General features: G+C 65.2%; 23 protein-coding genes and 1 pseudogene. 9 read left to right on the top strand and 15 right to left on the bottom strand.

Features of this window, described 5'->3' with window-relative positions; all coding sequences use genetic code 11:
* Positions 1 to 9: 9 nt before the first annotated feature.
* Both ABIA45_RS29695 and ABIA45_RS29700 read left to right on the top strand, forming a co-directional pair.
* On the top strand, positions 10 to 981 hold the full coding sequence (locus tag ABIA45_RS29695; protein ID WP_271541828.1) for a tripartite tricarboxylate transporter substrate binding protein: 972 nt from the start codon (positions 10 to 12) through the stop codon (positions 979 to 981).
* A gap of 232 nt (positions 982 to 1,213) precedes the next feature.
* Positions 1,214 to 1,501 (top strand): hypothetical protein, encoded by a 288-nt coding sequence (locus tag ABIA45_RS29700; RefSeq protein ID WP_271541830.1) that lies wholly within the window; start codon positions 1,214 to 1,216, stop codon positions 1,499 to 1,501.
* Positions 1,502 to 1,648: 147 nt separating this feature from the next.
* Here ABIA45_RS29700 and ABIA45_RS29705 read toward each other — a convergent pair whose 3' ends face one another.
* From ABIA45_RS29705 to ABIA45_RS29740, 8 genes are all read right to left on the bottom strand, one after another.
* Entirely contained in the window at positions 1,649 to 2,635 is a 987-nt protein-coding gene (locus tag ABIA45_RS29705) for an ABC transporter ATP-binding protein (protein ID WP_404654595.1), read from the bottom strand.
* Positions 2,632 to 3,639, bottom strand: coding sequence for an ABC transporter ATP-binding protein (locus tag ABIA45_RS29710; protein ID WP_404654596.1), 1,008 nt, complete (start codon positions 3,637 to 3,639; stop codon positions 2,632 to 2,634). Before ABIA45_RS29710 ends, ABIA45_RS29705 begins: the two co-directional genes overlap by 4 nt.
* The gene (locus tag ABIA45_RS29715; protein ID WP_404654597.1) at positions 3,639 to 4,532 is read right to left on the bottom strand and encodes an ABC transporter permease; all 894 of its coding nucleotides are present in this window, start codon (positions 4,530 to 4,532) and stop codon (positions 3,639 to 3,641) included. Before ABIA45_RS29715 ends, ABIA45_RS29710 begins: the two co-directional genes overlap by 1 nt.
* 197 nt (positions 4,533 to 4,729) lie before the next feature.
* Positions 4,730 to 5,677 (bottom strand): ABC transporter permease, encoded by a 948-nt coding sequence (locus ABIA45_RS29720; RefSeq protein ID WP_036002026.1) that lies wholly within the window; start codon positions 5,675 to 5,677, stop codon positions 4,730 to 4,732.
* Positions 5,678 to 5,710: 33 nt separating this feature from the next.
* Positions 5,711 to 7,309 carry an ABC transporter substrate-binding protein gene (locus ABIA45_RS29725; RefSeq protein WP_275501911.1) on the bottom strand — a complete coding sequence of 533 codons (1,599 nt, stop codon included), beginning with the start codon at positions 7,307 to 7,309 and terminating at the stop codon, positions 5,711 to 5,713.
* A 421-nt stretch (positions 7,310 to 7,730) separates the two neighbouring features.
* Entirely contained in the window at positions 7,731 to 8,885 is a 1,155-nt protein-coding gene (locus ABIA45_RS29730) for an iron-containing alcohol dehydrogenase (protein ID WP_404654598.1), read from the bottom strand.
* Positions 8,886 to 9,252: 367 nt separating this feature from the next.
* Complete coding sequence (locus ABIA45_RS29735; RefSeq protein ID WP_036002017.1) at positions 9,253 to 9,498, bottom strand: PilZ domain-containing protein; 246 nt, start codon at positions 9,496 to 9,498, stop codon at positions 9,253 to 9,255.
* 403 nt (positions 9,499 to 9,901) lie between these two features.
* A complete protein-coding gene (locus tag ABIA45_RS29740; protein ID WP_404654599.1) occupies positions 9,902 to 11,242 on the bottom strand; it encodes a DUF2235 domain-containing protein in 1,341 nt (446 codons plus the stop codon).
* A gap of 166 nt (positions 11,243 to 11,408) precedes the next feature.
* Here ABIA45_RS29740 and ABIA45_RS29745 point away from each other — a divergent pair, with 166 nt between their 5' ends.
* Positions 11,409 to 12,089: a hypothetical protein gene (locus ABIA45_RS29745; RefSeq protein WP_157288088.1), complete on the top strand. Its 681-nt coding sequence runs from the start codon at positions 11,409 to 11,411 to the stop codon at positions 12,087 to 12,089.
* Between the two features lie 176 nt (positions 12,090 to 12,265).
* Here ABIA45_RS29745 and ftsZ read toward each other — a convergent pair whose 3' ends face one another.
* From ftsZ to rpmB, 5 genes and pseudogenes are all read right to left on the bottom strand, one after another.
* Complete coding sequence (ftsZ, locus tag ABIA45_RS29750; protein ID WP_404654600.1) at positions 12,266 to 13,522, bottom strand: cell division protein FtsZ; 1,257 nt, start codon at positions 13,520 to 13,522, stop codon at positions 12,266 to 12,268.
* Between the two features lie 52 nt (positions 13,523 to 13,574).
* On the bottom strand, positions 13,575 to 14,087 hold the full coding sequence (locus ABIA45_RS29755; protein ID WP_404654601.1) for a hypothetical protein: 513 nt from the start codon (positions 14,085 to 14,087) through the stop codon (positions 13,575 to 13,577).
* A gap of 116 nt (positions 14,088 to 14,203) precedes the next feature.
* Positions 14,204 to 14,392, bottom strand: a pseudogene (locus tag ABIA45_RS29760) (phospholipase effector Tle1 domain-containing protein); the annotation flags it as partial.
* Positions 14,337 to 14,567 carry a hypothetical protein gene (locus ABIA45_RS29765; RefSeq protein ID WP_404655859.1) on the bottom strand — a complete coding sequence of 77 codons (231 nt, stop codon included), beginning with the start codon at positions 14,565 to 14,567 and terminating at the stop codon, positions 14,337 to 14,339. The gene ABIA45_RS29765 and the pseudogene ABIA45_RS29760, both read right to left, overlap by 56 nt.
* Before the next feature lie 163 nt (positions 14,568 to 14,730).
* Positions 14,731 to 15,039 carry a 50S ribosomal protein L28 gene (gene rpmB / locus ABIA45_RS29770; protein WP_404654602.1) on the bottom strand — a complete coding sequence of 103 codons (309 nt, stop codon included), beginning with the start codon at positions 15,037 to 15,039 and terminating at the stop codon, positions 14,731 to 14,733.
* A gap of 531 nt (positions 15,040 to 15,570) precedes the next feature.
* Between rpmB and ABIA45_RS29775 the strand changes: the two genes are divergently transcribed.
* The 5 genes from ABIA45_RS29775 (at position 15,571) to ABIA45_RS29795 (ending at position 22,582) form a co-directional block, all read left to right on the top strand.
* Positions 15,571 to 16,389 (top strand): DUF3108 domain-containing protein, encoded by an 819-nt coding sequence (locus tag ABIA45_RS29775; protein ID WP_404655775.1) that lies wholly within the window; start codon positions 15,571 to 15,573, stop codon positions 16,387 to 16,389.
* 826 nt (positions 16,390 to 17,215) lie between these two features.
* On the top strand, positions 17,216 to 20,659 hold the full coding sequence (locus tag ABIA45_RS29780; RefSeq protein ID WP_404654603.1) for a helicase-related protein: 3,444 nt from the start codon (positions 17,216 to 17,218) through the stop codon (positions 20,657 to 20,659).
* Positions 20,660 to 20,690: 31 nt separating this feature from the next.
* The gene (locus ABIA45_RS29785) at positions 20,691 to 20,942 is read left to right on the top strand and encodes an RNA-binding S4 domain-containing protein (RefSeq protein ID WP_074447665.1); all 252 of its coding nucleotides are present in this window, start codon (positions 20,691 to 20,693) and stop codon (positions 20,940 to 20,942) included.
* 132 nt (positions 20,943 to 21,074) lie between these two features.
* Entirely contained in the window at positions 21,075 to 21,413 is a 339-nt protein-coding gene (gene fdxA, locus ABIA45_RS29790; RefSeq protein ID WP_018643465.1) for a ferredoxin FdxA, read from the top strand.
* A gap of 344 nt (positions 21,414 to 21,757) precedes the next feature.
* Positions 21,758 to 22,582, top strand: a complete 825-nt coding sequence (locus ABIA45_RS29795) for a CarD family transcriptional regulator (RefSeq protein ID WP_404654604.1) — start codon at positions 21,758 to 21,760, stop codon at positions 22,580 to 22,582.
* An 84-nt stretch (positions 22,583 to 22,666) separates the two neighbouring features.
* Here the strand turns inward: ABIA45_RS29795 and ABIA45_RS29800 are convergent, their stop codons facing one another.
* Positions 22,667 to 24,055, bottom strand: coding sequence for an adenylate/guanylate cyclase domain-containing protein (locus ABIA45_RS29800; RefSeq protein ID WP_404655777.1), 1,389 nt, complete (start codon positions 24,053 to 24,055; stop codon positions 22,667 to 22,669).
* Positions 24,056 to 24,083: 28 nt separating this feature from the next.
* Complete coding sequence (locus ABIA45_RS29805; RefSeq protein WP_404654605.1) at positions 24,084 to 24,461, bottom strand: winged helix-turn-helix transcriptional regulator; 378 nt, start codon at positions 24,459 to 24,461, stop codon at positions 24,084 to 24,086.
* A 108-nt stretch (positions 24,462 to 24,569) separates the two neighbouring features.
* Here ABIA45_RS29805 and ABIA45_RS29810 point away from each other — a divergent pair, with 108 nt between their 5' ends.
* A complete protein-coding gene (locus ABIA45_RS29810) occupies positions 24,570 to 25,274 on the top strand; it encodes a glutathione S-transferase family protein (RefSeq protein ID WP_404654606.1) in 705 nt (234 codons plus the stop codon).
* Positions 25,275 to 25,386: the final 112 nt, after the last annotated feature.

Genomic DNA, 25,386 nt, shown 5'->3' on the forward strand with positions numbered 1-25,386 from the left:
GAGATGGCTATGACCAAACTCACACGTCGCTCTGTACTTGGCGGTCTCGCAGCTTCCGTGGTCACGCCCCTTCACGCCGATGCCGTGTGGCCGAGCCGTCCCGTCACCCTGGTGCACGGCTGGCCGCCAGGCGGACCAACCGACACCGTCGCTCGCCTTATCGCCGAGGGGCTTGGGCGCCGTCTTGGTCAACCGGTCGTGATCGACCCGCGGCCCGGAGCAGCCGGAACAATCGCCGCAGCGCACGTCGCTCGCACGGCACCTGACGGCTACACGTTAATTGCGATCCCGGGCGGACATGCGAGCACCGCCGCGCTCTACAGCAAGCTGCCCTATCGCACCGTCGAAGACTTCTCGATGATCGGAATGATCGCCGACTATCCGTTCGTCGTTGCAACTTACCAGGACCACACGATCAGGTCGATGACGGACCTACTCGGCGAAGCGCGCACGCGCGGCGCACCGCTGCTTTACGGCACGCCCGGCGTCGGAACGACGCATCACCTGCTGATCGAGCTTCTCGCAAAGACAGCCGGGGTCCGATTCCAGCACGTCCCCTATCGGGGTAGCGCTCAGGTCGTTACCGACCTCGTCGGCAGGCGAATCGACTTCATGGTCGATCCGCCGACACTGGTAGCCAAAATGGCACGTGAAGGTCAGATGCGCGCCCTCGCGACCACCGGCACCACCCGTTTCTTCAGCCTACCGGAGGTCCCAACCATCGCGGAGGCAGGCCTTCCCGACTACGCCGTCACATCCTGGCAGGGCCTCGCGGGACCGGCCGGAATGCCGGCGTCTATCGTGCAACGCCTGAATGCCGAGATCGCCGCTATCCTGGCGGAGCGTCCTTTCACCGAGCGCCTGCGTGCGCTCGGCAACGAGCCGCGATCGTCGACCCCAGACGAGTTCAAGGCTCGTGTCATCCTCGATGTCGCCAAATGGACGAGCGTCGTCGCCGACGCCAACATCGAGCGCCTCTGAGAACTGCCGCCACGACGCATGCGCTGGCGCGTCGACGGCGTCGTTCTCTCGACTTAAAAGGCCGCCATGAGTGAACTTCTTCCCGCTTTGGCTTTTCAGTCTCGCCATCCCTGCGCAGTTTCTTGCTCGTCGCGGGGCTTGAGCTTGAGCGGGAGGGGGCTCAAGCAGCGCAGATTCCAATCGGCGCGTCGATGAGCCCGCCGCCAGCAGCGCATGCAAAAGAGGCGCGGCCATGCAATTGCCAGAGATCACGCTCATCTTCTTCTACGTGTTCAACGTATTGCGGATTGCTGCTTACCTTCCGCAGATTCTGCGTGTCGCGGCTGATCGCGATGGTGCCAGGGCGATCTCGTATACGACGTGGTTCGTATGGATCGGTGCCAACGGTTCGACCGCGGCTTACGCACTGGTCATTGCTCCAAGCCTGGCCCTGTTCGTGGTCAGCATGCTCAACGCGATTGGATGCGCGGCCGTTGTCGTGCTCACAGCCTGGAAGCGTCATCAGCTCGGAGCCGCATAAGCAACTACAAGACCACCGGCGTACTGTCAGGAAGAAGTGTTGTGCATTGATCACCTTCTGCTTTGGGTCACAAGCGGAAACGCTCTGCCCAGCAGAAGATGTCCTCTCTTCCTTCAGGAGCTGACATCGCTTTTACGAGTACACGCCCTACTGGCTCCGCCCCGTCCCCTCATTGAGCAGACACGCCACCTGATGCCCGTCTCCGGCATCCACCAGCGCCGGCCGCTGCGTCTTGCACCGCTCCATCGCAAACCGGCAGCGGGTGTGAAATGCGCAGCCCGACGGCGGATTGACCGGGCTCGGCACGTCGCCGTCGACCAGCGGCGCGAGCTTCTTCGCCAGCGGATTGGCGACCGGCACTGAGGCGAGCAGGGCCTGGGTGTAGGGATGCCTGGGGTTGCGGAACAGCTCGTCCTTGTCGGCGATCTCGACGATGCGGCCGAGATACATCACGGCGACGCGGTGGCTGATATGCGCGACCACGGCGAGGTCGTGCGCGATGAAGAGATAGGAAAAGCCGTGCTGCCGCTGCAGGTCGATCAAAAGGTTGATCACCTGCGCCTGGATAGAAACATCGAGCGCGGAGACCGGCTCGTCGCAGACGATCAGGCGTGGCCCCAGCGCCAGCGCGCGAGCGATGCAGATGCGCTGGCGCTGACCGCCGGAGAATTGATGCGGGAAATTGCGCATCTGGTCGGGCCGTAGTCCCACCTGCTCGAACAGCCTTGCGACCCGCGTCTCCAGCTCCTTGCCGGTCGCGAGCCCATGCACCGCGATCGGTTCGCCGACGATGTCACCGGCGGTCATGCGCGGATTGAGCGAGGCGAACGGGTCCTGGAACACGATCTGCATCGAGCGGCGGTGCGGGCGCAGCGCCGTCTTCGAAAGATGCGTGATGTCCTCGCCGTCGAGGCGGATCTGACCCGAGGTCGGCTCGACCAGCCGCAGCACGCTGCGCGCCACCGTGGACTTGCCGCAGCCGGATTCGCCGACGAGGCCGAGCGTCTCGCCAGTGCCAAGCGCAAAGGAGACGCCATCGACCGCGTGCACGGTGCCGACCTGCCTTCGCAGCACGCCGGCGCGCACAGGGTAATGCTTCTTGAGATCGGTGACTTCGAGCAGCGCCTCGGTCATGCCACCTCCGCGACTTCTTCAGCCCGCCAGCAGGCGGCGAGATGGCCGCCGCCCCAATCCGCCAGCGGCGGATATTCGGCCTCGCAGCGCTTGATGGCGAGCTTGCAGCGCGGCGCGAAGGCGCAGCCTTGCGGCAGCCGCACCAGCGATGGCACCGTGCCGGGGATTTCGTTCAGCCGCGCTTGAGCGGCGGCGCCGGAGGCCGGCACGGCTGGGATCGAGGCCATCAGCCCGCGCGTATAGGGATGCTTCGGCGCGGCGAACAGCGCCTCGACGCTGGCCTCCTCGACCTTCCGCCCCGCATACATCACGATCACGCGCTGCGCGGTCTGCGCGACCACGCCGAGATCGTGCGTGATCAGCACGAGCCCGGTGCCGAGCTCCTTCTGGAGGTCGAGGATCAGCGCCAGGATCTGCGCCTGGATGGTGACGTCGAGCGCGGTGGTCGGCTCATCCGCAATCAAGAGCGCCGGCCGGCACGCCAGCGCCATCGCGATCATCGCGCGCTGGCGCATGCCGCCGGAGAGCTGGTGCGGATATTCCCGCGCCCGCCGCGCCGGCTCGGGGATGCGCACCAGCCGCAGCATCTCGACGGCGATATCTTGCGCCTGTTTCGCTGAGATATGCCGATGCAGCCGCACCGCCTCGACGATCTGGTCGCCGATCCGCATCACCGGATTGAGCGAGGTCATCGGCTCCTGGAAAATCATGGAGATGCGATTGCCCCTGACCGCGCGCATCTGCGCCTCATCCAGTGCCAGCAGGTCGGTGCCTTCCAGCGAGACGGAGCCGCCGACGATGCGGCCGGGCGGATCGGGCACGAGCCGCATCACCGACAGCGCGGTCACGCTCTTGCCGCAGCCGGATTCGCCGACGATCGCCAGCGTCTCGCCCCGCCTGACGCTGAAGGAGAGGTCGTCGACAGCCCTGAACAGGCCGGAAGTGGTGAAGAACACCGTCTTCAGGTTCTTCACATCGAGCACGAGATCGGTCTTGTCCGCCATCAGCCGCGCTGCCTCGGATCCAGGATGTCACGCAGGGCGTCACCGAACAGATTGGCGCCGAACACGGCGAGGCTGATCGCGACGCCCGGGAAGATCACCAGCCACGGCGCGGTGCGGACATATTCGGCGGCGGATTCGGACAGCATGCGGCCCCATGACGGATAGGGCTCGGGAATGCCGAGGCCGAGGAAGGACAGCGAGGCCTCGGTCAGAATGGTCGAGCCGAGCTGGGCGGTGGCGAGCACGATCAGCGGCGCCAGCGTGTTCGGCAGCACGTGGCGCAGCGCAATCCGCATCTCGCTCATGCCGATCGACTTGGCGGCCTCCACGAACGGCTGTTCGCGCAGCGCCAGCGTGTTGGCGCGGATGACGCGCGCGACCGTCGGGATCAGCGGAATGGCGATGGCGATGATCACGTTCGGCAGCGAGGGCCCGAGCGCGGCCGTCATCACCAGCGCCAGCACCAGCAGCGGCAGCGCCTGCAGCACGTCGGAGACGCGCTGGAACACGAGATCGAACCAGCCGGAGAGATAGCCGGAGGTGAGGCCGACGATCACACCGATGGTGCCGCCGAGCACGGTCGAGCCGATGCCGACCGCGAGCGAGATCCGCGCGCCGTGGATGATGCGGCTGAACACGTCGCGGCCGAACGAATCGGTGCCCATCCAGTGCGCCAGGCTCGGGCGCGCCAGCGCGCGGGCGGAATCCACCGTCAGCGGATCATAGCGCGCGATGAAATCGGCGAAGATCGCCGTCAGCACGAACAATGTCATGATGACGAGCCCGGCCGCGCCCAGCACGTGGCGCTGCGCCATGAACAGCACGCGCCGCCAGCCCCCGGTCGCATGCGCCCCGGCCCGCCTCAGCTCAAGGTCGAAGTCGATCGCGGCCATGTGAGCTCTATCTTCCCCCTCTCCCCGCAAGCGGGGAGAGGGTTGGGGTGAGGGGGGCTCTCCACGGGGGAGGTGAGAGTTGGACTCGCGGAGACTCCCCCTCACCCGGATTGCATCTCCGATGCAATCCGACCTCTCCCCGCAAGCGGGGAGAGGTGAAGGAACGCGCGAGCGCGGTGTGGACGACAATCATTGCGCTAATCCGTGTACCTGATCCGCGGGTCGAACACCGCGTAGAGCATGTCGACGGTGAAATTGGCGAACACCACCACGACCGCGATGAACATCACGAGGTTCTGCACGATCGGATAGTCGCGCCAGCGGATCGCCTCGACCAGGAAGCGCGCGACGCCGGGGATGTTGAACACGGTCTCGGTGACGATCAGGCCGCCGATCAGGAACGCCGCCTCGATGCCGATCACGGTGATCACGGGCAGGATCGCGTTCTTCAGCGCGTGGTGATAGTTCACCGCCGCCTCGGATGCCCCCTTGGCGCGTGCGGTGCGGATGTAGTCCTGGCGCAGCACCTCCAGCATCGAGGAGCGCGTGATGCGCATGGTCAGCGCCGCGCTGCGGAAGCCGACGGCGGCGGCCGGCACGGCGTAGGTCGCGAACGCCTCGAGCCAGGTCTTCGGATTGGGATTGAAGATCGGCATCTGCCCGAACATCGCCACCGACGCTGTAAGGATCAGAAGGCCGAGCCAGAACGAGGGCAGCGACAGGCCGCTGAGGCTGACGACGCGAAGCGCGTAGTCGAGCTTCGTGCCCTGCTTCACCGCGCTGATGACGCCCAAGGGGATGCCGATCGATGCCGAGAACAACAGCGCGAGGCCCGCGAGCTTTGCCGTGATCGGGATCCGCGGCAGGATCTCCTGCAGCGCCGGCTTCTCCGAGACATAGGAGAAGCCGAAATCGCCGCGCATGAAGCCGCTGATCCAGTGCCAATATTGCACGATCAAGGGACGGTCGATGCCGAGCTCCTTCTCCAGATTGGCCTTGTCGGCCGGGTCGACATAGCCGGCGGCGGCGAACAGGATGTCGACGATGTTGCCCGGCACGATGCGCAGCAGGAAGAAGATGACGATCGAGATCCCGAACAGGGTCACGAACATCAGGAACAGGCGCCGCACCAGATAGGCAAACATGCACCGCCCTCCGCGCTAGCCGTTAGCGTTGCGTCACTTGTCGAGCCACAAATCCTCGTAGCGGAAGCCGTTGTAGGAGCTGTTCGACATGATCGTGACGCCCTTGACGTGGGGGTGCCAGCAGGTGCCGGCGCGGGCATGGAAGATGATCGGGCGGGCGACGTCCTCCTGCAGCTTCTTGTCGATGTCCCAGACCAGCGGCCTGCGCTTGGCGAGGTCGGTCTCCTGCGACTGCACGTCGAACAGCTTCTCGATCTCCTTGTTGCAATAATTCGTGTAGTTGCGCTCCGAGCCGCAGGCATAGTTCTCGTAGAACGACTGGTCGGGATCGTCGACGGCATTGCCGGTCAGGTTGAGGCCGAGCATGTAATCCTTGCGCGCGACCTTCGGGAACCAGTTCGCGGTTTCCACGACGTCGAGCTCGCCGTCGATATAGATGGTCTTGAGCTGGTCGATCAGGATCACGGCGGGGTCGCGATATTCCGCGATGTTGCGCGTCGAAACTTTCACGGCGAGGCGCTTGTCCGGACCGTAGCCCGCCTTCTGCATCAGCTTCTTGGCTTCCTCGCGGTTGGCGTTGATGTCGCGGCCATAGCCCGGAATGGTCTCCAGCCTGTCCTTCGGCATGCCCCAGAGGCCCTGCGGCGGCGGCAGCATGGTGCCGCCGATGTCGCCCTGGCCTTCGAACAGGATGTCGACGAACGCCTTGCGGTCGAGCGCGAGCGCCATCGCCCGGCGGATGTCGATGTTGTCGAACGGCGCGGAGGTGGAATTGACGATGATGTTGGTCGAGACGTTGGTCGGCTCGACGACGCAGGTCGCGTTCGGCGCCTGCGACTTGATGTCCTTCAAAAGCGGGATCGTGATGTGCGTCGGAAAGGTCATGTCGAACTTGCCGGCGACGAAGGCCAGGATCGCGGTCGAGCGGTTGGTGATGATGGTGTATTCGATGCCGTCGAGATAGGGCAGACCCTTCTTCCAATAGTTGGGATTGCGCGTCAGCTTGATCGATTCGTTGGCCTTGAACTCGACGAACTTGAACGGTCCGGTCCCGATCGGATGGGTGCGCATGTCCGCCGGCGAGACGTGGCAGGGATAGACCGGCGTGTAGCCGGAGGCGAGCATCGCCAGCAGCGAGGGCTGCGGCCGCTTCAGGTCGAAGGTGACCTCGAATTCGCCGTTGGTCGTGACCTCGTTGACCTCGCTGTACCAGGCCTTGCGCGGATTCTGCCGCAGCTTCTGCTGCGACTTGCCCATCAGCAGATCGAAGCTGCATTTGACGTCGGCGGAGGTGAACGGCTTGCCGTCGTGCCATTTCACGCCCTGGCGCAGCTTGAACGTCAGCTTCTTGTTGTCGCTGCTCCAGGACCAGCTTTCGGCGAGGTCCGGCCGCAGCGTATCGGGGCTGTTCTGCGCGATGTGCTGATCGTAGATGAGGAGATTGTTGAACACCCCCATGAAGGGAATGTTGATCGAATAGGTCGCGCCTTCGAGGATCGAGGCGTTGGCCGGACTGTCGCGGTGATACATCCGCAAGATGCCGCCCTGCTTGGGCTCGCCGGCGAGCGTGGCAGTTGAGGCCGTCAGCACAGATAACGCCGCCATTGCGGCGAGCGCCCACACGCTCCGCATGCTCATCCTCCCTGGACCTCGGCCTTTTGCGGCCTGTTTATCCCGACGATAGCGAGGCGCGTGCAGCGAGGCAACCCGCAAGGCCAGCTGCGCTCTCGACAATTCGGATGACGGAATATCTCGGGTGCTTCTCTCGCGATGTGAGAGTGCAGGTGCGAAGAGATAGTGCTTTGAAACCCGGTCGTCATCCCGGACAAGCGCGCCCTCAGCGCGCGCAGATCCGGGATCCATAACCCCAGGAAGATGTTTGGCGAAGACTCGGAGTTGCCAGCTCATGCCGCAACTCCTTCCTGGGGTTATGGGTCCCGGGCTCGCGACTTCGTCGCGCCCCGGGACGACAGCAGATCTTGTGGCGCTTGCGGTGCGCGCTATCCGGTACAACCCTCACACGATCCGCGAGACTTTGTTCCCGCAGCAGCCGTCAGGCGGCGAGCAGCAGGATCTCGCGCACATCGGCGGGGCCCTCGATCCTGCGCGGGTTGCGCGGAATCCAGTTCGTGCGCATCGCGGCTTGCGCGATCGCATCGAAATGCTCCGGGGAGATGCGCACGTCGGCAAGGCTGCGCGGCATGCCGAGCGAGCGGATGAAGGCATCGAGCACGTCGGCGGCGTCACGCCCGGGATAGCCCATCGCGGCTGCGACGATCATCTGCCGCTCGGCATTGTCGCGCGCGTTCCAGCGCATCACCGCCGGCAGCATGACGCAGGAGGTGTAGCCGTGCGGCACGTCGAAGGCCCCGCCCAGCACGTAGCCGATGCCGTGGCTCGCGCCCATCGGCACGCCGGCCGCAAGCGCGCCCATCGACAGCCAGGTGCCGATCTGCGCGTCCATCCGCGCATCGAGATCCCCAGCGTCGGCCTTCACCCGCGGCAGCGCGTCGGCGAGCATGGCGAGGCCCTTCACCGCCTGCGCATCGGCGTAAGGATGCGTCTCGCGCGAGCAGATCGCCTCGACGCAATGGTCGACGGCGCGGATGCCGGTCGACAGGAACAGCCATTCCGGCGTGTGCACGGTGATGGCAGGATCCAGGATGGTCGCGCGCGGCACGGCGAGCGGGTGCCGCAGCATCTGCTTCACGTGGCTCGCGCGGTCGGTGACGCCGGCGATCGACGAGAACTCGCCGCCGGCGATCGTGGTCGGCACGCTGACCTGCCGCACGCGAGGCGCGTTCATCTCGGGCGTGACGCCCTTGTGCACGCGGATGCGGTCGATGCCGGCGATATCGTCGATGCCGTTGGCCAGGCAGAGCTGCACCGCCTTGGCGCCGTCGGTGATGGAACCGCCGCCGATTGTGACGATCAGATCGGCCTCCGCCTCGCGCGCCGCTTTCGTCGCCGCGATCACCGCCTCGCGCGGCGTATGGGCCGGCATGGCGTCGAACAGGTCGGCGCAGCGGGAGCCGAGCGCGTCCCTGATTTTCGTGATTTCGTCGGTCTGCCGGTTCAGCGTCCCCGACACCATCAGGAAGGCGCGGCTTGTTCCCAGCCGGTCCATCTGCGCGACGATGGCTTCCGCCGCAGGATGGCCGAACACGACCTCCTCGATCGCGCCGAACACGACACGTCCCTGGTGCACGCCCGTCCTCCCCGGACAATTCGTTGTTGTTGTGACCGCAATCTACCCGACCCCGCCGGAGCCGTCATGCGCGAAGACGCTGGCCCGTTTGGCAGCGCAGGGGCAGGGCTGTTGCAGATCGTGTCAACGATGCTTCAACGTCGGGACTGCGCTCCCTCTCCCGCTTGCGGGAGAGGGCTGGGGAGAGGGCTCTCTCCGCAGCGGGGCCGTCGCGGGTATCCCGCAGAGGTCTCTCGCCGCGCAGGGATAGTCTCGGCAAATTCTCGACAACCCCAACGCGGAGACACCCTCTCCCCAACCCTCCCCCGTAAGCGGGGGAGGGAGCACACTGCCGATGCCGCTGCATGTGAGGTCAGGAACTATTCCCTCAAAACACCACGCCCACGCGCGTGCCGCGCTTCCAGGCGATGCGGCAGCGCTTCTTGGTGTTGACGTGGAGCAGCTCGAAGCGATCGGGAATCGTCACCTGCCCGCCGAGATCGACGCAGGCCCCGCCCGGCGAATAGTCGATCAGCGTGCACGGGATCACCGGCGCGCGCGGGTCGGTGATGATTTTGGCCTGGCGTGACACCAGGCCCGCGGGCTTCACACGAACGAACTTTCGCGGATGCATTGGCACGTCTCCTCCAATTCCGCAGGTCGCGGCGGCTGATCTGTCCCAATCATGGAAAAGAGTTGATGCGATCCGCCTAAGGCGCGCCCGAGAATTTTAACGAAAAGTGTCAGCGAATAGGAAAAGCGGCGGTAGCGGAGTGCCACCCTTCCTTGGAGGGGCAGGGCTATCGCATTTGAGAGCTTTTCCCTGCGGCCATCCTTCGAGACGCCCGCCTTGGGCGGGCTCCTCAGGATGAGGGCGGAGTGCGCGGCAGCAGTTTCAACGAGCACTGATGCTGATTAGCCTCATCCTGAGGAGGCGCGTCAGCACCGTCTCGAAGGACGAGGCGTGCGCGCAGGCCGCCGCCACGAGTCACATGCGATAGCCCTGCTCTCCAAGGGGATAAGCGCGCCATGCCACCTCACCCCGTCACGCCTTCCACCTCCGCCCCCGCCGCCAGGTCCGCCCCCGGCGGCACCGGCATCGGCACCGTCACGTAATCCTTCGGCAAGTTCACCGGCCGATAGCCCGGCTCCACCGCCATGCGCTTCAGCACGCTCTCATGCACATGCGCGCCTTCGGGAATCAGGCGCGGTTCGCCATCGGGGATGTAGAAGCCGAAATAGACTTTCCGCGCCGGCCATTCCCGGTATTTCGCGCGCTTCGGCAAGAACTCCAGCACGCGCCAGACCGCCGTCATGGAATCGTGCAGCATGCCGCTCTTGCCGGTAAAGGCGGGCTCGACGTAGGTGAACGGCGAGTTCTTGCGCTGGATGCCCCAGGCGAGCTGGTTCACCGTGCGCGGGTTGAACTTCAGCCCGGCCTTCTCGGCCTCGTCGATCATCCACAGCAGCGGATATTTGGACTCGCCGCTCTCGGCCTCCGGATAGCCGCCGCCGACGTCGCAATGCACGCCGGCGAACCACACCTGCATGATGTCCTGCGGTACCTTCTTCTCGTCGGGCACGTAGCGGTTGCTCCAGAATTCCTGCGGCTCCTTGTATGGCTTCAGGCGGAACATGCGCCGCCGCTCGTCGATCGCGATCGCCTGCCGGAAGATCCTGATGCTGGGGTCGCGCAGCGTGAAGGCGAGCTCCTCCAGGCTCGGCCAGTAGAAGCGATCGGCGCGCGGCACGATCACGCTCGCCACCGTGTCCCACACGCCGACGAAATGGATGGTCGGCCAGCGCGTCGAGGTGATGCGCGCGAACTGCGCGGCGAGGTCGAATTCGTCCTTCGGCAGCGGCCCGCTCTCGTCGAACACGATGTTCTTGATATCCTCGACGTCGTTGCCGCGTCCGCTGCCGGAATATTGCTTGTAGGCGATGAGGCCGCTTCCTGCGAGGTTCGCCTGCTCCGGCGAGATCAGACCAATTTTGTGGATCAGCCCCGCCAGCACGCGCACCGTGTAGGCCCCGCGCGAGAAGCCGAACAGATAGATCCTGTCGCCGGGCGCGTAATGCTGAACCAGGAAGCAATAGGACGACAGCACGTTGTCATCGAGCCCGTAGCCGGTGGCGAGCCCCCACACCAGCTTGATGTTGGCCTTCCAGCGCCCCCACGTCGACGGCTCCGTCATGGTGCCGACCCCGGGATCGTAAAACACCATCTGCCGCGGCTGCGTCCTGTCCGTCTTGCGCAGGCAGCGATAGAGCTTCAGGACGTTGGAGATGTTCTCCGAGATCTCGTTGCCGGTGCCGTCACAGCAGATGACGAGGTTCTTGCCGGCGGGCTTGTGTTCGGAACTGGCTGCGGTCTCCATGGATGCGCCTCCGGGGGATGCTACCGGGGCGAGTATAGCGGAAAATGAGCGGCAGCGAGGAGAGGAAGGCGGCGCCGCCGGCAAGCAGCCCCATGGCCGCATCGTCTGTTGACATTAACCTCTTGTTAACCATGCGGTCGCCTAATGTTGACGATGGGGGATCACCATGTCGGCCCATGTGACGCGACGGAAATTGATGCCTGTTTCGGCCGATCCGGCCATCCGGTCGGTGGCGAGGCTGGTGGTTCGCGTCAAGGCCGTCCTACAGGGCAGAACGCCTGTCCTATGGAGCAAAGCCATGTTCGCAAGGGACGACTTAGTGGACAATCTCTGCCGCGATCTCGATCGCGCGCGCGGAAGACGTGATGCGCTCGCATCCGAAGCGACGACCCTGACGGCCCAGATCGCCGAAATTGAAGCTCGCCTTTCGGAGGAGAAGAAAAGGCGGGAGCGTGAGCGCGTCCTGAGCGAGATCGAACTGATCAAGACGCGAATCAAGCAAGCCGCCGGCGCGTTTGCACCTGTCGTCGACGGTCTCTCCAGGGCGGTCGAATCGGCTGCGGCAGTTGTGCCCGAGGCGCGCGAGCTCAATAGTTTCCTGGTGTCGGTGGCGACCGAGATCGACAGCGTGCTCGATCCCCTCTTGCGTGAACTGGATCAGCGCGCGGATGCGGTGCGATCCGGCCAGGCAGCTCTGGACTTGCCGAGTTCGGCCGTTGAAGCGCCGCCCATCGAGCTGCCGAAGGACACCAACGAACGCCTGCTTCGCTTTCCGGCCTGGCTGTCCCGCGACAAGGAAACGGACAAGAAGGAAACCGCCGAGAGCCCGCGCAGCACGGCGGCGTGAAGCATCGGCGGCTGTGCACGCTATACGCGGTCATTCCGGGGCGCGCCTCTTGGCGCGAACCCGGAATCCATCCCTCAACAGTCACTGCGGCCAAATGGATCCTCAGATGCGCAATTGCGCATCATAGCTCGCGACTTCGTCGCGCCCCGGATGACGATCTAGTGTTGGGCCACCACTCAGCTCGCCGCGCGGCGCAGGAAGGCCGGGATATCGAGAACGGCCTCGTCGGGCGCATTGCGCGCAGGCGCGCGGCCGTAAGGATCGAGCGGCTGAAGCGCCGCCTGCCGCGCATAGTCCAGGCCCGGCCTTGCCGGTGGCCCCACGGGGTGATGCGGCTGCGGGCGGAGCGGCGGGCTGCCCGCTTGCGGAAGGGCGGCGCTGCGCTCGATGCGATCGGCAATGCGGCGGCCGTCGCTGCGCAGCCTGCCGGCGAGCTGCGTGAGGGCGGTTTCCACCGGGTGCGCCTGCGCCGGATCGAGATTATCGATTCCGGTCGCCACCACCGAGACGCGGACGATGCCTTCGAGGCTTTCGTCAAAGGACGCGCCGACGATGATGTTGGCGTCGGGGTCGGCCTCGTCGCGAATGCGGGTTGCCGCTTCGTCGACCTCGTACAGCATGAGATCCTTGCCGCCGGTGATGGAGATGATGAGACCACTGGCGCGCTTGATCGAGGGATTTTCGATCAATGGATTGGAGATCGCTGCGACAGCGGCGGCGAGCACGCGCTTCTCGCCGGAAGCCTCGCCCCGTCCCATCATGGCCTTGCCCTTCTCCTTCATGACGGAGAGGACGTCGGCAAAATCGAGATTGATCAGGCCTTCCTTGACGATGAGGTCGCTGATGCAGGCCACGCCCGAATAAAGCACCTGGTCGGCAAGGGCAAAGGCATCGGCGAACGTGGTCTTCTCGCTCGCCACCCGGAACAGGTTCTGGTTCGGGATGATCAAGAGGGTGTCGACCGTCTTCAGCAGCTCCTCGATGCCGGCTTCGGCAAAGCGCATGCGGCGCTGGCCCTCGAAGTAGAACGGCTTGGTGACCACGCCGATGGTGAGAATGCCGAGTTCGCGCGCGATTCTGGCGACGATGGGTGCAGCCCCGGTGCCGGTGCCGCCGCCCATGCCGGCCGTCACGAACACCATGTGCGCGCCGGTCAGCTGATCGCGGATCGTGTCGATCGCCTCTTCGGCCGCGGCGCGTCCCAGTTCCGGCTGCGAGCCGGCGCCGAGGCCTGCGGTCACCCGGGTGCCGAGCTGGATGAGGCGCTTCGCCTTCGACATCGCCAGCGCCTGCGCGTCGGTGTTGGCGACCACGAACTCGACCCCTTGCAGCCCGGCCGTGATCATGTTGTTGACGGCATTGCCGCCGGCGCCGCCGACGCCGAACACGACGATGCGGGCTTTCATTTCATGGATATCGGTATTGCCAGTCATTCTTCCCTCGCGATTGCTCCGGCAAGCCGGGGATTAAAGAAAGTCTCGCGTGCTAGCTGCGGGCCGCGCGGTCTGCTTGCACGATGGAAGCGGCCAGATGTCCCAATCGACGCGCGGCGTATCCCGCGAGCGTCCCGCCAGGGCGGCGATCGCTCCGCAGCGCCGTCGCTTCGTCTTCCAGTCGTGCCGCCCACGCATTGGCGGCCGTCGTCTCGGCGGCCGCCTGCGTCAGCTCGACGGCGAGGCGATCGGCACGCTCGCGCTCGCGCTCGAACACGGCCCTGTAGGCGGCTGCGACGTCTTCGAGCCGCGCGATCTCCGCCTTGAGGGCCTGGGTCTTGATTGCCTCGATCTTTGCCATGGAGGCATCGATGGGGTCTGCCCGGCGGCCCTTTCGTGAGCGGGGCGTGTACCGGAGCGCGGCGAGATCGACGCTCACCAGGGCTTTGCCGTCGGCCGAGCGCGAGCGCGGCAGGCCGCGACGTCTCGCCAGCGACCGCGCGGCCTCGCGCGAGATATCGAGGCGGGCACTGAGATCGGCATACGTCAACAACGCAACGCACATCGGCGCTTCTCCTGGAGCGAACCGGGAAGGCATTTCGAGCTAATGATGGCTGGACGATTACCGCAGGCTAGGGTGCGTTGGTTAATGGACGGTTAACGAGCGCGGGGGGCGTTTACGGGTGGCGCTGCGGTTGCCGGCGCGGGATCGCAGGGCAGCATCTGCAGCGGCTGCGTCTTGTCCGTCTTGCGCAGGCAGCGATAGAGCTTCAGGACGTTGGAGATGTTCTCCGAGATCTCGTTGCCGGTGCCGTCACAGCAGATGACGAGGTTCTCCGTAGATGACAAATGAGGTGGTGCCGCTCTCAAGCGTGTCGCACGCGCTTGAGACCGCCGCCTCGATGCATGAGGTCTGTTTGCCCAGGCCCTTCAGTCGAGTTAGCTGCGTTTGATATCTATCGCGCTGCTGCGCAATAGCCCGCAGCTGGCTGATGCTGAGCCCCACCAGATTGCCCCAAGTTGAATCATCGTTTTCCACGATCATAGCGGGCAATCGAGTCGGGGCAAGATAGGTAGAGGTACTATGAGGCTAGCCCGGTCAAAAAACAAAAACGGCCGGATCTCCCGATCCGGCCGCAACGCAAACTCTACTCGGCTAAGCCTACGCCACGCGACGCAACTTAGCCCCCGCCCAATTCCGTAAAATCTCAGCTCGCCTGCTTCGCCGGCTGGGCGTCGCCGACCTTCTTCTGGATGGCGCGCTTCAGCTCGAGGGCGCGCGGGGAGAGCGCGTCGGCGTTGGCCTTGAGCAGGAAGGGGTCGAGGCCGCCATTGTGGTCGACGCTCTTGATCGCGTTGGTGGAGACGCGCAGGCGCACGTTGCGGCCGAGGGCTTCCGAGATGAACGTCACGTTGACGAGGTTCGGCAGGAAGCGGCGCTTGGTCTTGATGTTGGAGTGGCTGACCTTGTGGCCGACGAGGGGGCCCTTGGCCGTCAGTTCGCAGCGGCGAGACATGGTAGAAATCCTTATAGTTCGAACCCCCAACGAGTGCGGCCGCCATCTCGGCGCCACGGGGGCAAATTCTGTCGTCCTTGCAGGGAGCGGGCGGACGTATAGGGGGGAAGGGGCGGGTAGTCAAGGATTTGGGGCTGTTGGGATGCGGGTTTTGCGCCCCACCCTCGGTGTCATCGCCCGCGAAGGCGGGCGATCCAGTACTCCGCGGCGGGGCGGCCATAGTCGAGAGGCTGCGGCGTACTGGATGCCCCGCCTTCGCGGGGCATGACAGCGGCGAGGCCGAAGCGCCCCCCGTTACCTTCCAATCACCAAAACGGCAATGATTGTCGCGCCTTACCATCACATAAAGGGCGTATTCGCCGTCGAAGAGTCCGGTGGAGTTCCCGGGGCTGCATGCTCCGACACATTGTTTGTCGCGGTTTTTGGCTTAAATAACAGCGGATCGCGCCCCGATTGGATTATTTCGTGCCGATAACCCTTCATTTCGCGCAAGTCCTGCGCTCAGCCTGTCTGCGTCCGGCCGGCCGGCTGATGGCGCTTTGTGGCCCGGCGGTGGTGCTGGGCCTGGCGTCCGGCGTGGCGCCGGCGGCCGCGCAAGGCAAGCTCGAGGCGCAATATGAGGCGACGCTGGCGGGCATTCCTGTCGGCAAGGGCGCCTGGAACATCGATATCCAGGACGACGTGTTCTCGGCGGCGGCCGCCGGCGGCACCACCGGGCTTTTGAAGTCGTTCACGGGCGGGTCCGGCACCGGCGCCAGCCAGGGGCGCGTGGTCAATGGCGCGCTGGTTGCGACCGGCTACCAGGCCTCCACCACCACCCAGAAGAAGACCGAAGAGATCCGCATCACCCTCGACAAGGGCAATGTGAAGGATTTTGCGATTTTGCCGGAGCCGCCGGTCGATCCTGATCGTATCGTCGTCACCGAGGCGCATCGCCGCGGCGTCTGGGACCCCATGACGGCCTCGCTGCTGCGCGTGCCCGGCACCGGTGATCCCGTTTCGCAGGACGCCTGCCACAGCTCCGCGCCCGTGTTCGACGGCCGCATGCGCTACGAGCTCAAGCTCGATTTCAAGCGCATGGAGACCGTGAAGGCGGAGAAGGGCTATCGTGGCCCGGTCGTGGTCTGCTCGATCTATTTCGTCCCCGTCGCCGGCTACATTCCCGACCGCCCCGTGATCAAATACCTCGCCGCCCAGCGCAACATGGAGATCGCGTTCGCCCCCATCGCCGGCACGCGCATCCTGGTCCCGTTCTGGCTGAAAGTGCCGACCCCGCTCGGCCCGGCCATGCTGGAAGCGACGAGCTTCATCACGTCGCCCCAGCCGCCACGCGTCGCGAAGACGCAGTAGGCGAGGAGGCCGCACCGCTCTCTCCGCCGTCATTCCGGGGCGCGCCCCTTGGCGCGAACTATGGTGCGCCCTTGCGCACCTGAGAATCCATCGGGCTACAGCGACGGTTTCACGATGGATTCCGGGCTCGCGACTGCGTCGCGCCCCGGAATGACGAGCGTTCGGTGGCGGCCTAGCAAAATCAAGCACTTACCTACTGTGCATGGGGTTGTTCTCGTAACAATGAGTTCGGAAGGCCGTCATGGCCGGGCTTGACCCGGCCATCCATCCCTTCGAGGGATGCTCGTCTTTCGATGGATGCGCGGGTCAAGCCCGCGCATGACGAAGACGCGAATCCATTTGACTCCTCCCCGATTCTGATTCGACTCGAGGCCGTCCCCAGCTTTAACCACCCCGCTCGCTTGTGCGCCCCCGCAAAACTCCATCTAGTGCGCAACCAAGACGAGTCCCGCGACATGTTGCGTGAACGGAACGGGACTCAATCGGGAGTCAGCGATTCGGCCGCGATTCGTTCTAGAGTCGTTCCGAAGCTTAAAGCGAACGGGAAAAGCGTCGCAAAGTGAGACAGTTGCGCGGGATTTTGGGAGGGCGCTCTCACACCGTCGGTGTCATCGCCCGGCTTGACCGGGCGATCCAGTACGCCCAAGCGGTTGGGGTTGAGCCGACGGGCCGCGGCGTACTGGATGCCCCGGTCAAGCCGGGGCATGACAGCAGAGTGCTGCGCCCCGCCCCAGCGTTCGGAGACATAGCTGACACCTCGGCGTCGCCACACCGCCCCGGATAGCACTGACATTCGCCCAAATCGCCATTACCTAATCCGATAGACATGGCTTTTTCCTCCTCCCCCTTCGCCTCCGAGCGCGCACCCGGTGCGGGCGTCACTGCGGTGCTCGGCCCCACCAACACCGGCAAGACCCATCTCGCCATCGAGCGGATGCTGGCGCATCCCTCGGGCATGATCGGCCTGCCGCTGCGCCTGCTCGCGCGCGAGGTCTACAACAAGATCGCCGATCGCGCGGGCGAGGCCAGCGTCGCGCTCGTCACCGGCGAGGAGAAGATCAAGCCGAAGAACCCGCGCTATTGGGTTTCGACCGTCGAGGCGATGCCTAGGGATCTCGACGTCTCCTTCCTCGCCGTCGACGAGGTCCAGATCGCCGCCGATCTCGAGCGCGGCCATGTCTTCACCGACCGCATCCTCAACCGCCGCGGCCGCGACGAGACGCTGCTGTTAGGTGCCGCCACCATGCGCCCGATCATCGAGCGCCTGTTGCCGGGCGTGTCCATGATCACGCGGCCCAGATTGTCGCAGCTCGAATTCGCCGGCGACCGCAAGATCACGCGCCAGCCGCGCCGCACCGCCATCGTCGCCTTCTCCGCGGATGAAGTTTACGCCATCGCCGAGCTGATCCGCCGCCAGCATGGTGGCGCCGCCGTGGTGCTGGGCTCGCTCTCGCCCCGCACACGAAACGCGCAAGTGGCGATGTTCCAGAACGGCGACGTCGATTATCTCGTCGCCACCGACGCCGTCGGCATGGGCCTCAATCTCGACGTCGATCACGTCGCCTTCGCCTCCGACCGCAAGTTCGACGGCTACCAGTTCCGCCGCCTCACGCCGGCCGAATTCGCGCAAGTGGCAGGCCGCGCCGGCCGCGCCACCCGCAACGGCACCTTCGGCACGACGGGCCGCTGCGCGCCGTTCGAGCCCGAGCTCGTCAACGCGCTGCAGAACCACACCTTCGATGCCGTGAAGGTGCTGCAATGGCGCAATTCGAAGCTCGATTTCTCCTCGCTCGGTGCGCTCCAGGTCTCGCTGAACCTCGCGCCCGGCCACGAGACGCTGACGCGCGCGCCGATCGCCGAGGACATGCGCGTGCTCGATCACGCCGCCCGCGACGGCGAGGTGCGCGATATCGCGCATGGCAAGGCCGCCGTGGAGCGGCTCTGGGAAGCCTGCCAGGTCCCGGACTACAGAAAGCTGTCGCCGGCCGCCCATGCCGAGCTGGTGACGACGCTGTACGGCTTCCTGATGCGCAAGGGCTGCATTCCCGATGCCTGGTTCGAGTCCCAGGTCACTCAGGCCGACCGCATCGACGGCGACATCGACACGCTGTCGGCCCGAATCGCCCAGATCCGCACCTGGACCTTCGTCGCCAACCGCCCGGACTGGCTGAAAGACCCGGAACGCTGGCAGGGGATCGCGCGGGAGGTCGAAAATAAATTATCGGATGCGCTCCATGAACGCTTGACTGAGCGTTTCGTTGATCGCCGGACCAGTGTATTGATGCGCCGCCTGCGGGAGAACACGAGCTTGAATACTGAAATCGGCAAGACCGGCGAAGTCATCGTCGAAGGCCATGTCATCGGCCGCCTCGATGGCTTCACCTTTGCACCGGATGCGGCGGAAGCCGGCTCCGATGCGAAAGCCTTGCAGGCTGCAGCGCAAGCGGTGCTCGCCGGCGAGATCAACGCGCGCGCCGAAAAGCTGGGCAATGCGCCGGACGAGCAGTTCGTGCTCACCTCCGAAGGCATCATCCGCTGGACCGGCGATGCCGTGGCGCGCCTTGCCGCCGCAGACGAGGCGCTGCATCCGCGCATTCGCATCATCTCGGACGAGCGCCTGACCGGCGCGCCCCGCGACAAGGTGCAGGCGCGGCTCGAGCTCTGGCTCAAGACCCACATCGAAAAGCTGCTCGGGCCGATGTTCGAGCTGTCGAAGGCCGAGGACGTCACCGGCATTGCCCGCGGCATCGCCTATCAGCTGGTCGAGGCGCTCGGCGTGCTCGAGCGGCCGAAGATCGCCAGCGAGCTGAAGGATCTCGACCAGCCCTCGCGCGCCGTGTTGCGCAAATACGGCGTCCGCTTCGGCGCCTATCACATCTATTTCCCCGGCCTGCTCAAGCCCGCCGCGCGTGCGCTCGCCGCGCTGCTCTGGGCGCTGAAGCAGGACAATGTCGATCTCTCCGCGCTCTCGGGCGCGCAGCATCTGGCCTCCTCGGGGCGCACCTCGTTCCCGGTCGACAAGGCGCTGCCGCGCGATGCCTATCGCGTGCTCGGCTACAAGCAGGCCGGCGAGCGCGCCGTGCGCGTCGACATCCTGGAACGCCTCGCCGACCTGATCCGCCCGGCGCTGGCCTGGCGCGAGAATTCGCCGGGCGAAAAGCCCGCCGGCGCGTTCGACGGCCGCAGCTTCGTGGTCACGCAGGCGATGACCTCGCTGACCGGATCTGCCGGCGAGGATTTCGCCTCCGTGCTGCGCGCGCTCGGCTATCGCATGGAGAAGCGCCCGCCGCTGCCGCCGAAGCCTGTCGTGACCGAGCAGGTCGTGACCGAGACGGTCGTGACTGAGACGGTCGCGGCCGAGACGCCGCCCGCTGAAGGCAGCGCGGAGACCTCGACCGAGGCTGCAGCGGAAGCCGTTGCCGGCCTGCCGGCTGAGGCCGCGGCCGCTGAGGCTACGGCCGAATCCGTCACCGTCGAAGACGCGCCCGGCATGGAGCCGCACGACGAGCCCGCTCCTGCGGAGGCTCACGAGGAGCCGGCGCTGGAAGCGTCTCCGGAAACCCCCGTCACCCCCGAGGACGCCCCCGGCATCGCGCCGCCCGCAGAAGAGGCTGCGACGCCCGCCGAGGCTGCCGGCCTCGAAGCGGCTGCCGCCGAGACCGCCGCGACGGAAGCTGCTGCATCCCCCGATGCCGCCGCGCCTGAGGCAACAGTCGCACCGGCCGAGCCCGAGCTGGTCGAGGTCTGGCGCCCCGCCGGCCGTCACGAAGATCGCAAGCCGCGCCACGAGCGCCATCGCCACCAGCGTCACAACAACCAGCGTCCGCGGCCCGGCGCCGAGGCTGGCGCTGCACCCGATGCAGCGAGCGCCGCGCCCGGCGAAGCCGCCGACGGCGCGAAGCCGGGCCATCGTCATGGCGGCGGCCATCGCCGCGATGGCGGACGCGACTTCCGCAAGCCGCGTGAAGGCGGCGAGGGCGGTGAGCGCCGCGACGACCGCAATCGCAGCTTCCAGGGCAAGGGGGACCGCGACAAGGATCGCGATCGCAACCGCGACAACAAGAAGTTCGGCGGAGATCGCGACAAGGGCCGCGACAATCGCGGCCGCGACCGCGACAAGGGCCGTGACCGCCGTGATCGCGAGTCGGGTCCCTCACTGCGTCCCTACGCCTCCAGCGCGAATCCGCGCGAGCGCGATCGTCCGATCGATCCGAACTCGCCCTTCGCCAAGCTCGCCGCGCTGAAAGAGCAGCTGGGGCGGAAGGAGTAATCCCACGACGACGACGACCGAGCGGCAGCGTATCGACAAATGGCTGTGGCACGCGCGGGTGGTGAAGGCGCGCACCTCTGCGGCCGAGCTCGTCGTCACCGGCCATGTCCGCGTCAACGGCGTGCGCGAGACATCGCCGGGCCATGCGATCAAGCTTGGCGACGTCCTCACCATTGCGCTCGATCGCACCGTGCGCGTACTGAAGGTCACCGCCTTCAACGAGCGCCGTGGCGATGCCGCCTCGGCTCGCGTGCTCTATGAGGAGCTCGGCACGCGCAATTAATTGCGCTTGTTATTCATTTCTTGATCGATCAAACGCATAAAGCCGTCATGTTCGGGCCTTCCCGACCTTGCGGCGCCCGGCCATCCGCGCTAGGCAAGCCGCGACTTCTAAAAGAGCTTTTCGGAGCGTTGGATGACTTACGTCGTCACTGAAAACTGCATCAAGTGCAAGTACACCGACTGCGTCGAGGTCTGCCCGGTCGATTGCTTCTACGAGGGCGACAACATGCTCGTCATCCATCCCGACGAGTGCATCGATTGCGGCGTGTGCGAGCCGGAATGCCCCGCCGACGCCATCAAGCCGGACACGGAACCGGGCCTCGAAAAGTGGCTCCAGGTCAACGCCGACTACGCCAAGAGCTGGCCGAACATCACCCAGAAGAAAGAATCACCTGCCGACGCCAAGGAATTCGACGGCATGGAAGGCAAGTTCGAGAAATATTTTTCTCCGAACCCCGGCTCTGGGGACTAATTCGCGCCCAAACTTAACCCTAATAGCGGCGCTGCCGCCGAAAACCAGCCCTGAAGACCCCTAAATCATTGATTTTTGCGGGAAATGTGCTATATTGGGCACATTAAGCCGAACCCCGTCAGCCCCGTTGGCCCCTCTGGGTTCCCGTGAAACCAAATGTCGAACAGGGGCGTGGCAGTTTCCGCGCGCAGGCTGTGTCACAGAAAACGCGTAAAAAGAGTACTTCAGCGAGGGCTTCCCATAAGGAGGCCAAAAAAGTCGCCGCGGCCAGCCGTAGCGCATCCAAGGGTCGGACCGCGACGAAGGCGCCGGCTGCAAAGTCCTCGAAGAACAAAAGAAGCGCAATGCCTAACAAGACTGCCAAACCGGCCGCGAAAGCGACCGCTGCCAAGCCTGCTGCCGCCAAACCTGTAACTTCCAAGCCTGTGACCGCCAAGGCCCCCGCTGCCAAGCCCGCCGCGCCGAAGGCTCCCGTTGCTGCTGCGCCGGCCAAGGCTCCCGTCGCTGCCAAGCCGGCCGCCAAGCCCGCGGCTGCGCCGAAGGTCGAGGAAAAGAAGGTCGTGACCCAGCGTCAGGGCTTCAAGGCCAACGAATTCGTGGTCTATCCCGCTCACGGCGTCGGCCAGATCCTGGCCATCGAGGAGCAGGAGATCGCCGGTGCGAAGCTCGAGCTGTTCGTCATCAACTTCATCAAGGACAAGATGACGCTGCGCGTGCCGACCGCCAAGGTCGCCAATGTCGGCATGCGCAAGCTGTCCGATCCGGCGCTGGTCAAGAAGGCGCTGGAGACCCTGAAGGGCCGCGCCCGCGTCAAGCGCACCATGTGGTCGCGCCGCGCCCAGGAATACGAAGCGAAGATCAATTCGGGCGACATCGTCGCGATCGCGGAAGTCGTGCGCGACCTCTATCGCTCGGAATCGCAGCCCGAGCAGTCCTACTCGGAACGCCAGCTCTATGAAGCGGCGCTCGACCGTCTGTCCCGCGAAATCGCGGTGGTGCAGCACTCGACCGAGACCGAAGCGGTCAAGGAGATCGAGGCGCAGCTTGCCAAGAGCCCGCGCCGCAATGCCAAGGCGGAAGCTGCCGAGGGCGAAGCTGACACGGATGCCGAGGGCGATACCGACGATACCGATGGCGACGACAGCACCGTCGCCGACGAGGCCGCGTAAGCCGGCACCGAACGCAAGCAATCAAAAGCCCGGCCGTTCGGCCGGGCTTTTTGTTTGGCTTCCTGAGGCCGCGGGAGTTCGGCTCTACGCGCCGCGCGGCTGGGTCCAGATCGAGATCGGCTGCTGAATGCCGCGGACCGCCCGCGCCTCTCGCGCTTCCAATGACTGAAACGTTGCGGCTGCACCGCCAAGCTCGGCCTTCGCCTGGCTGACGAGGTCGTCACTCGCCACCAGCGCGCAGTCGAAGGTGCGGGTCAAAGCCTCGAGGCGGCTTGCCACGTTGACGGTCGCGCCGATCACGGCAAATTCCAGACAGGTCTGCCCGAGGTCGCCGAGCACCACCGGCCCATAATGCAAGCCAAAGCTCACATGCAGCTTTGGCTCGCCAGACGCTGCCCGCCGATCGTTCCAACTCTCCGCCGCCGCGATCATCGCCTGGGCACATCGCAGCGCGTTGCTGGCGTCGCGCGCGCCCGCGAAGGGCGTCCCGAACGTCGCCATCAATCCGTCCCCGAGATATTTGTCGAGCGTGCCGCTATGGCGGAAAACCTCCTGCTCCATCAGCCCATGGAATTCCCGCAACGTCCGCACCACCTCCTGCGGCGAGCGCGCATCGGCAAAGGCCGTGAAGCCGACGATGTCGACGAACAGCACCGCGACGTGTTGCGTGCGGACCTGCTTCAACGGCTCGTCCTGCTTCGACAATTCCGCCACGACATTCGGTGAAAAGTAGCGTGCGAGGTTGCCGCGCTCGCGCTCCACCGCGGCATGCCGAATCAAGAGGTCGTTGCTGCGGCGGACCGCGAGCGCCAAGGTCGCGGCCACGATCAGGAATACGACGATCTCCTGGACCCGAACGTGGAATCCGATCGCGCTGGGCGAGATCATTGCAAACAGGCGCTCATCGCTGCCTGTTGCGGTCGCGATGCGGGCCGTCAGCGCAGGATCGCGATCGGGCTGCCACCAGACCCAGGCGATGCCGATCAACCAGAGCGCGGTCGTCCACATGCCGACCGCAATGACGGTCCGCCAAGTATAGGCCAATGTGGCGCCTGCGAGCAGGACGAAGAAATAAATGAAGTTGCCGAAATGGTACTGCATTGCGACCGGCCAATGCGAGGCTCCGAACGGATTCGGAACCACAATCAGGTACGTCAGCAGCGCCAAGTCGCAGAACAGCAGTGCCAATTCCGGCCGTGACAGGCCCACCCGCCCAACCCGGACCTGGGCCCAGCCGATCAGTGCGAACAAGCCGAGCAGCGCCACGTAATAGAGCTGCTCCCAAGCCGGGTTGATCACCATGATCAGGCAGCCAATGACGACGAGGGCGACATAGCGCGCCCGCACCGCGAGTTGCAGGCCCTCCCGCTTGGCGGAAGCGAGCGCGGCCTGTGCGAACTGAACTGTTTCGGCATCGCGCTCGCTCGGCGCGGGCGAAGGCGCAGCCGGCAGGTTGAAGCGCTCGACGAGCATTGTCACGGCAGTCTCCTCGCTTGGGCCTTCAGCCGCTGGTTCGCTGCGCCCTTGCCGAGACGCTGATTCCATTCGGGCTGCCTTCTCCGTCAGCCGCTGCCGCAACCGACGTCCACCAGTCCCCCAAGGCATCGATCAATGGCACGAGCGCGTGACCGGCGGAGGTCAGATCGTATTCCACGCGCAGCGGATAACCGTCAAATTCTGTGCGGCTGACGATCCCGGCGTCTTCCAGCTTGCGAAGCTCGAGCGCGAGCATCTTGTGCGAGATGGTCGGATTGTCGCGGCGCAGATCGCTGAAGCGCTTGGTGCCCTGCTTCAAATAATAGATCAGCAGCGTCGGCCAGCGACCGCTGAGAATTTGCATCACTTCCTCGATGGGACATCTCGACACGAGATCCTTCATCGGTGCCTCCAGGTTACAAAAAAGTTCGTAATTTACTTGATGCGGCGAGCGGCTAGGGTCGCATCACCGCTGCGCAGCGTGATCATCAGAAATCACGGAGAATGGATCATGGACCCAATTCTACTCTACGGCTTCCCGAAGGGAAGCTCCATGGGGCTCGTTGCGGCTCTCGAATGGCTGGGCAAGCCATATCGGCTGTGTCGGGTCGATATGTTGGGCGAGATGCGAGACCGGTCATACGCCCGCATCAATCCGCGACACGAGACGCCGGTCCTCATCACCGAGCAGGGCGAGGTGCTGACGGAAACGATGGCGATCGCGGCCTGGCTAGAGGCCAGGGATGTCGAACGCCGCATCAGCTTCGATCCCTCATCGCGGCAAGCCGATCGCATGCATCAGCTCATGGCGTTCGTGAATACCGGTTTCACCGCCGCCTTCGCGCCGCTGTGGGCCGCATTGGAAGCCGAAGCGATGGAGCCCGCCGCGAAGTCGGTCCTGCGCGCATTTGGCACAGCAAGGGTCATCGAGCGTCATGACAAGCTCGAAGAAGTGATCGAAACGCGGCAATTCCTGCTCGGGGAGCGGCCGACCCTTGCCGACGCCGTGCTTGTCGGCGTCGCGCGCTGGCTCGACTTCCATGCGGTTGCGGAGAGGAGCCGCTGGCCGAAGCTGGCGGCACTGCGCGCGCGCCTCGAGTCCGATCCCGCGGTCCTCTACGCCACCGCTCTGGAGGACGGCGGCTCGCATCGGGGAACGGGATCGTGCACAGGCCACGTCGCGCTGGCCGAATTGATCGCGCAGTTCGGCAAATAGCGGCCGGTGCGCACGCCTCGTCCTTCGAGACGGCGCTGACGCGCCTCCTCAGGATGAGGCTCATCAGCATCAGTGCTCGTAAACTGCAGCCGCGCACTTCGTCCTCATCCTG

The organism is Bradyrhizobium sp. USDA 336 (assembly GCF_044908355.1).
GTDB lineage: Bacteria > Pseudomonadota > Alphaproteobacteria > Rhizobiales > Xanthobacteraceae > Bradyrhizobium > Bradyrhizobium yuanmingense.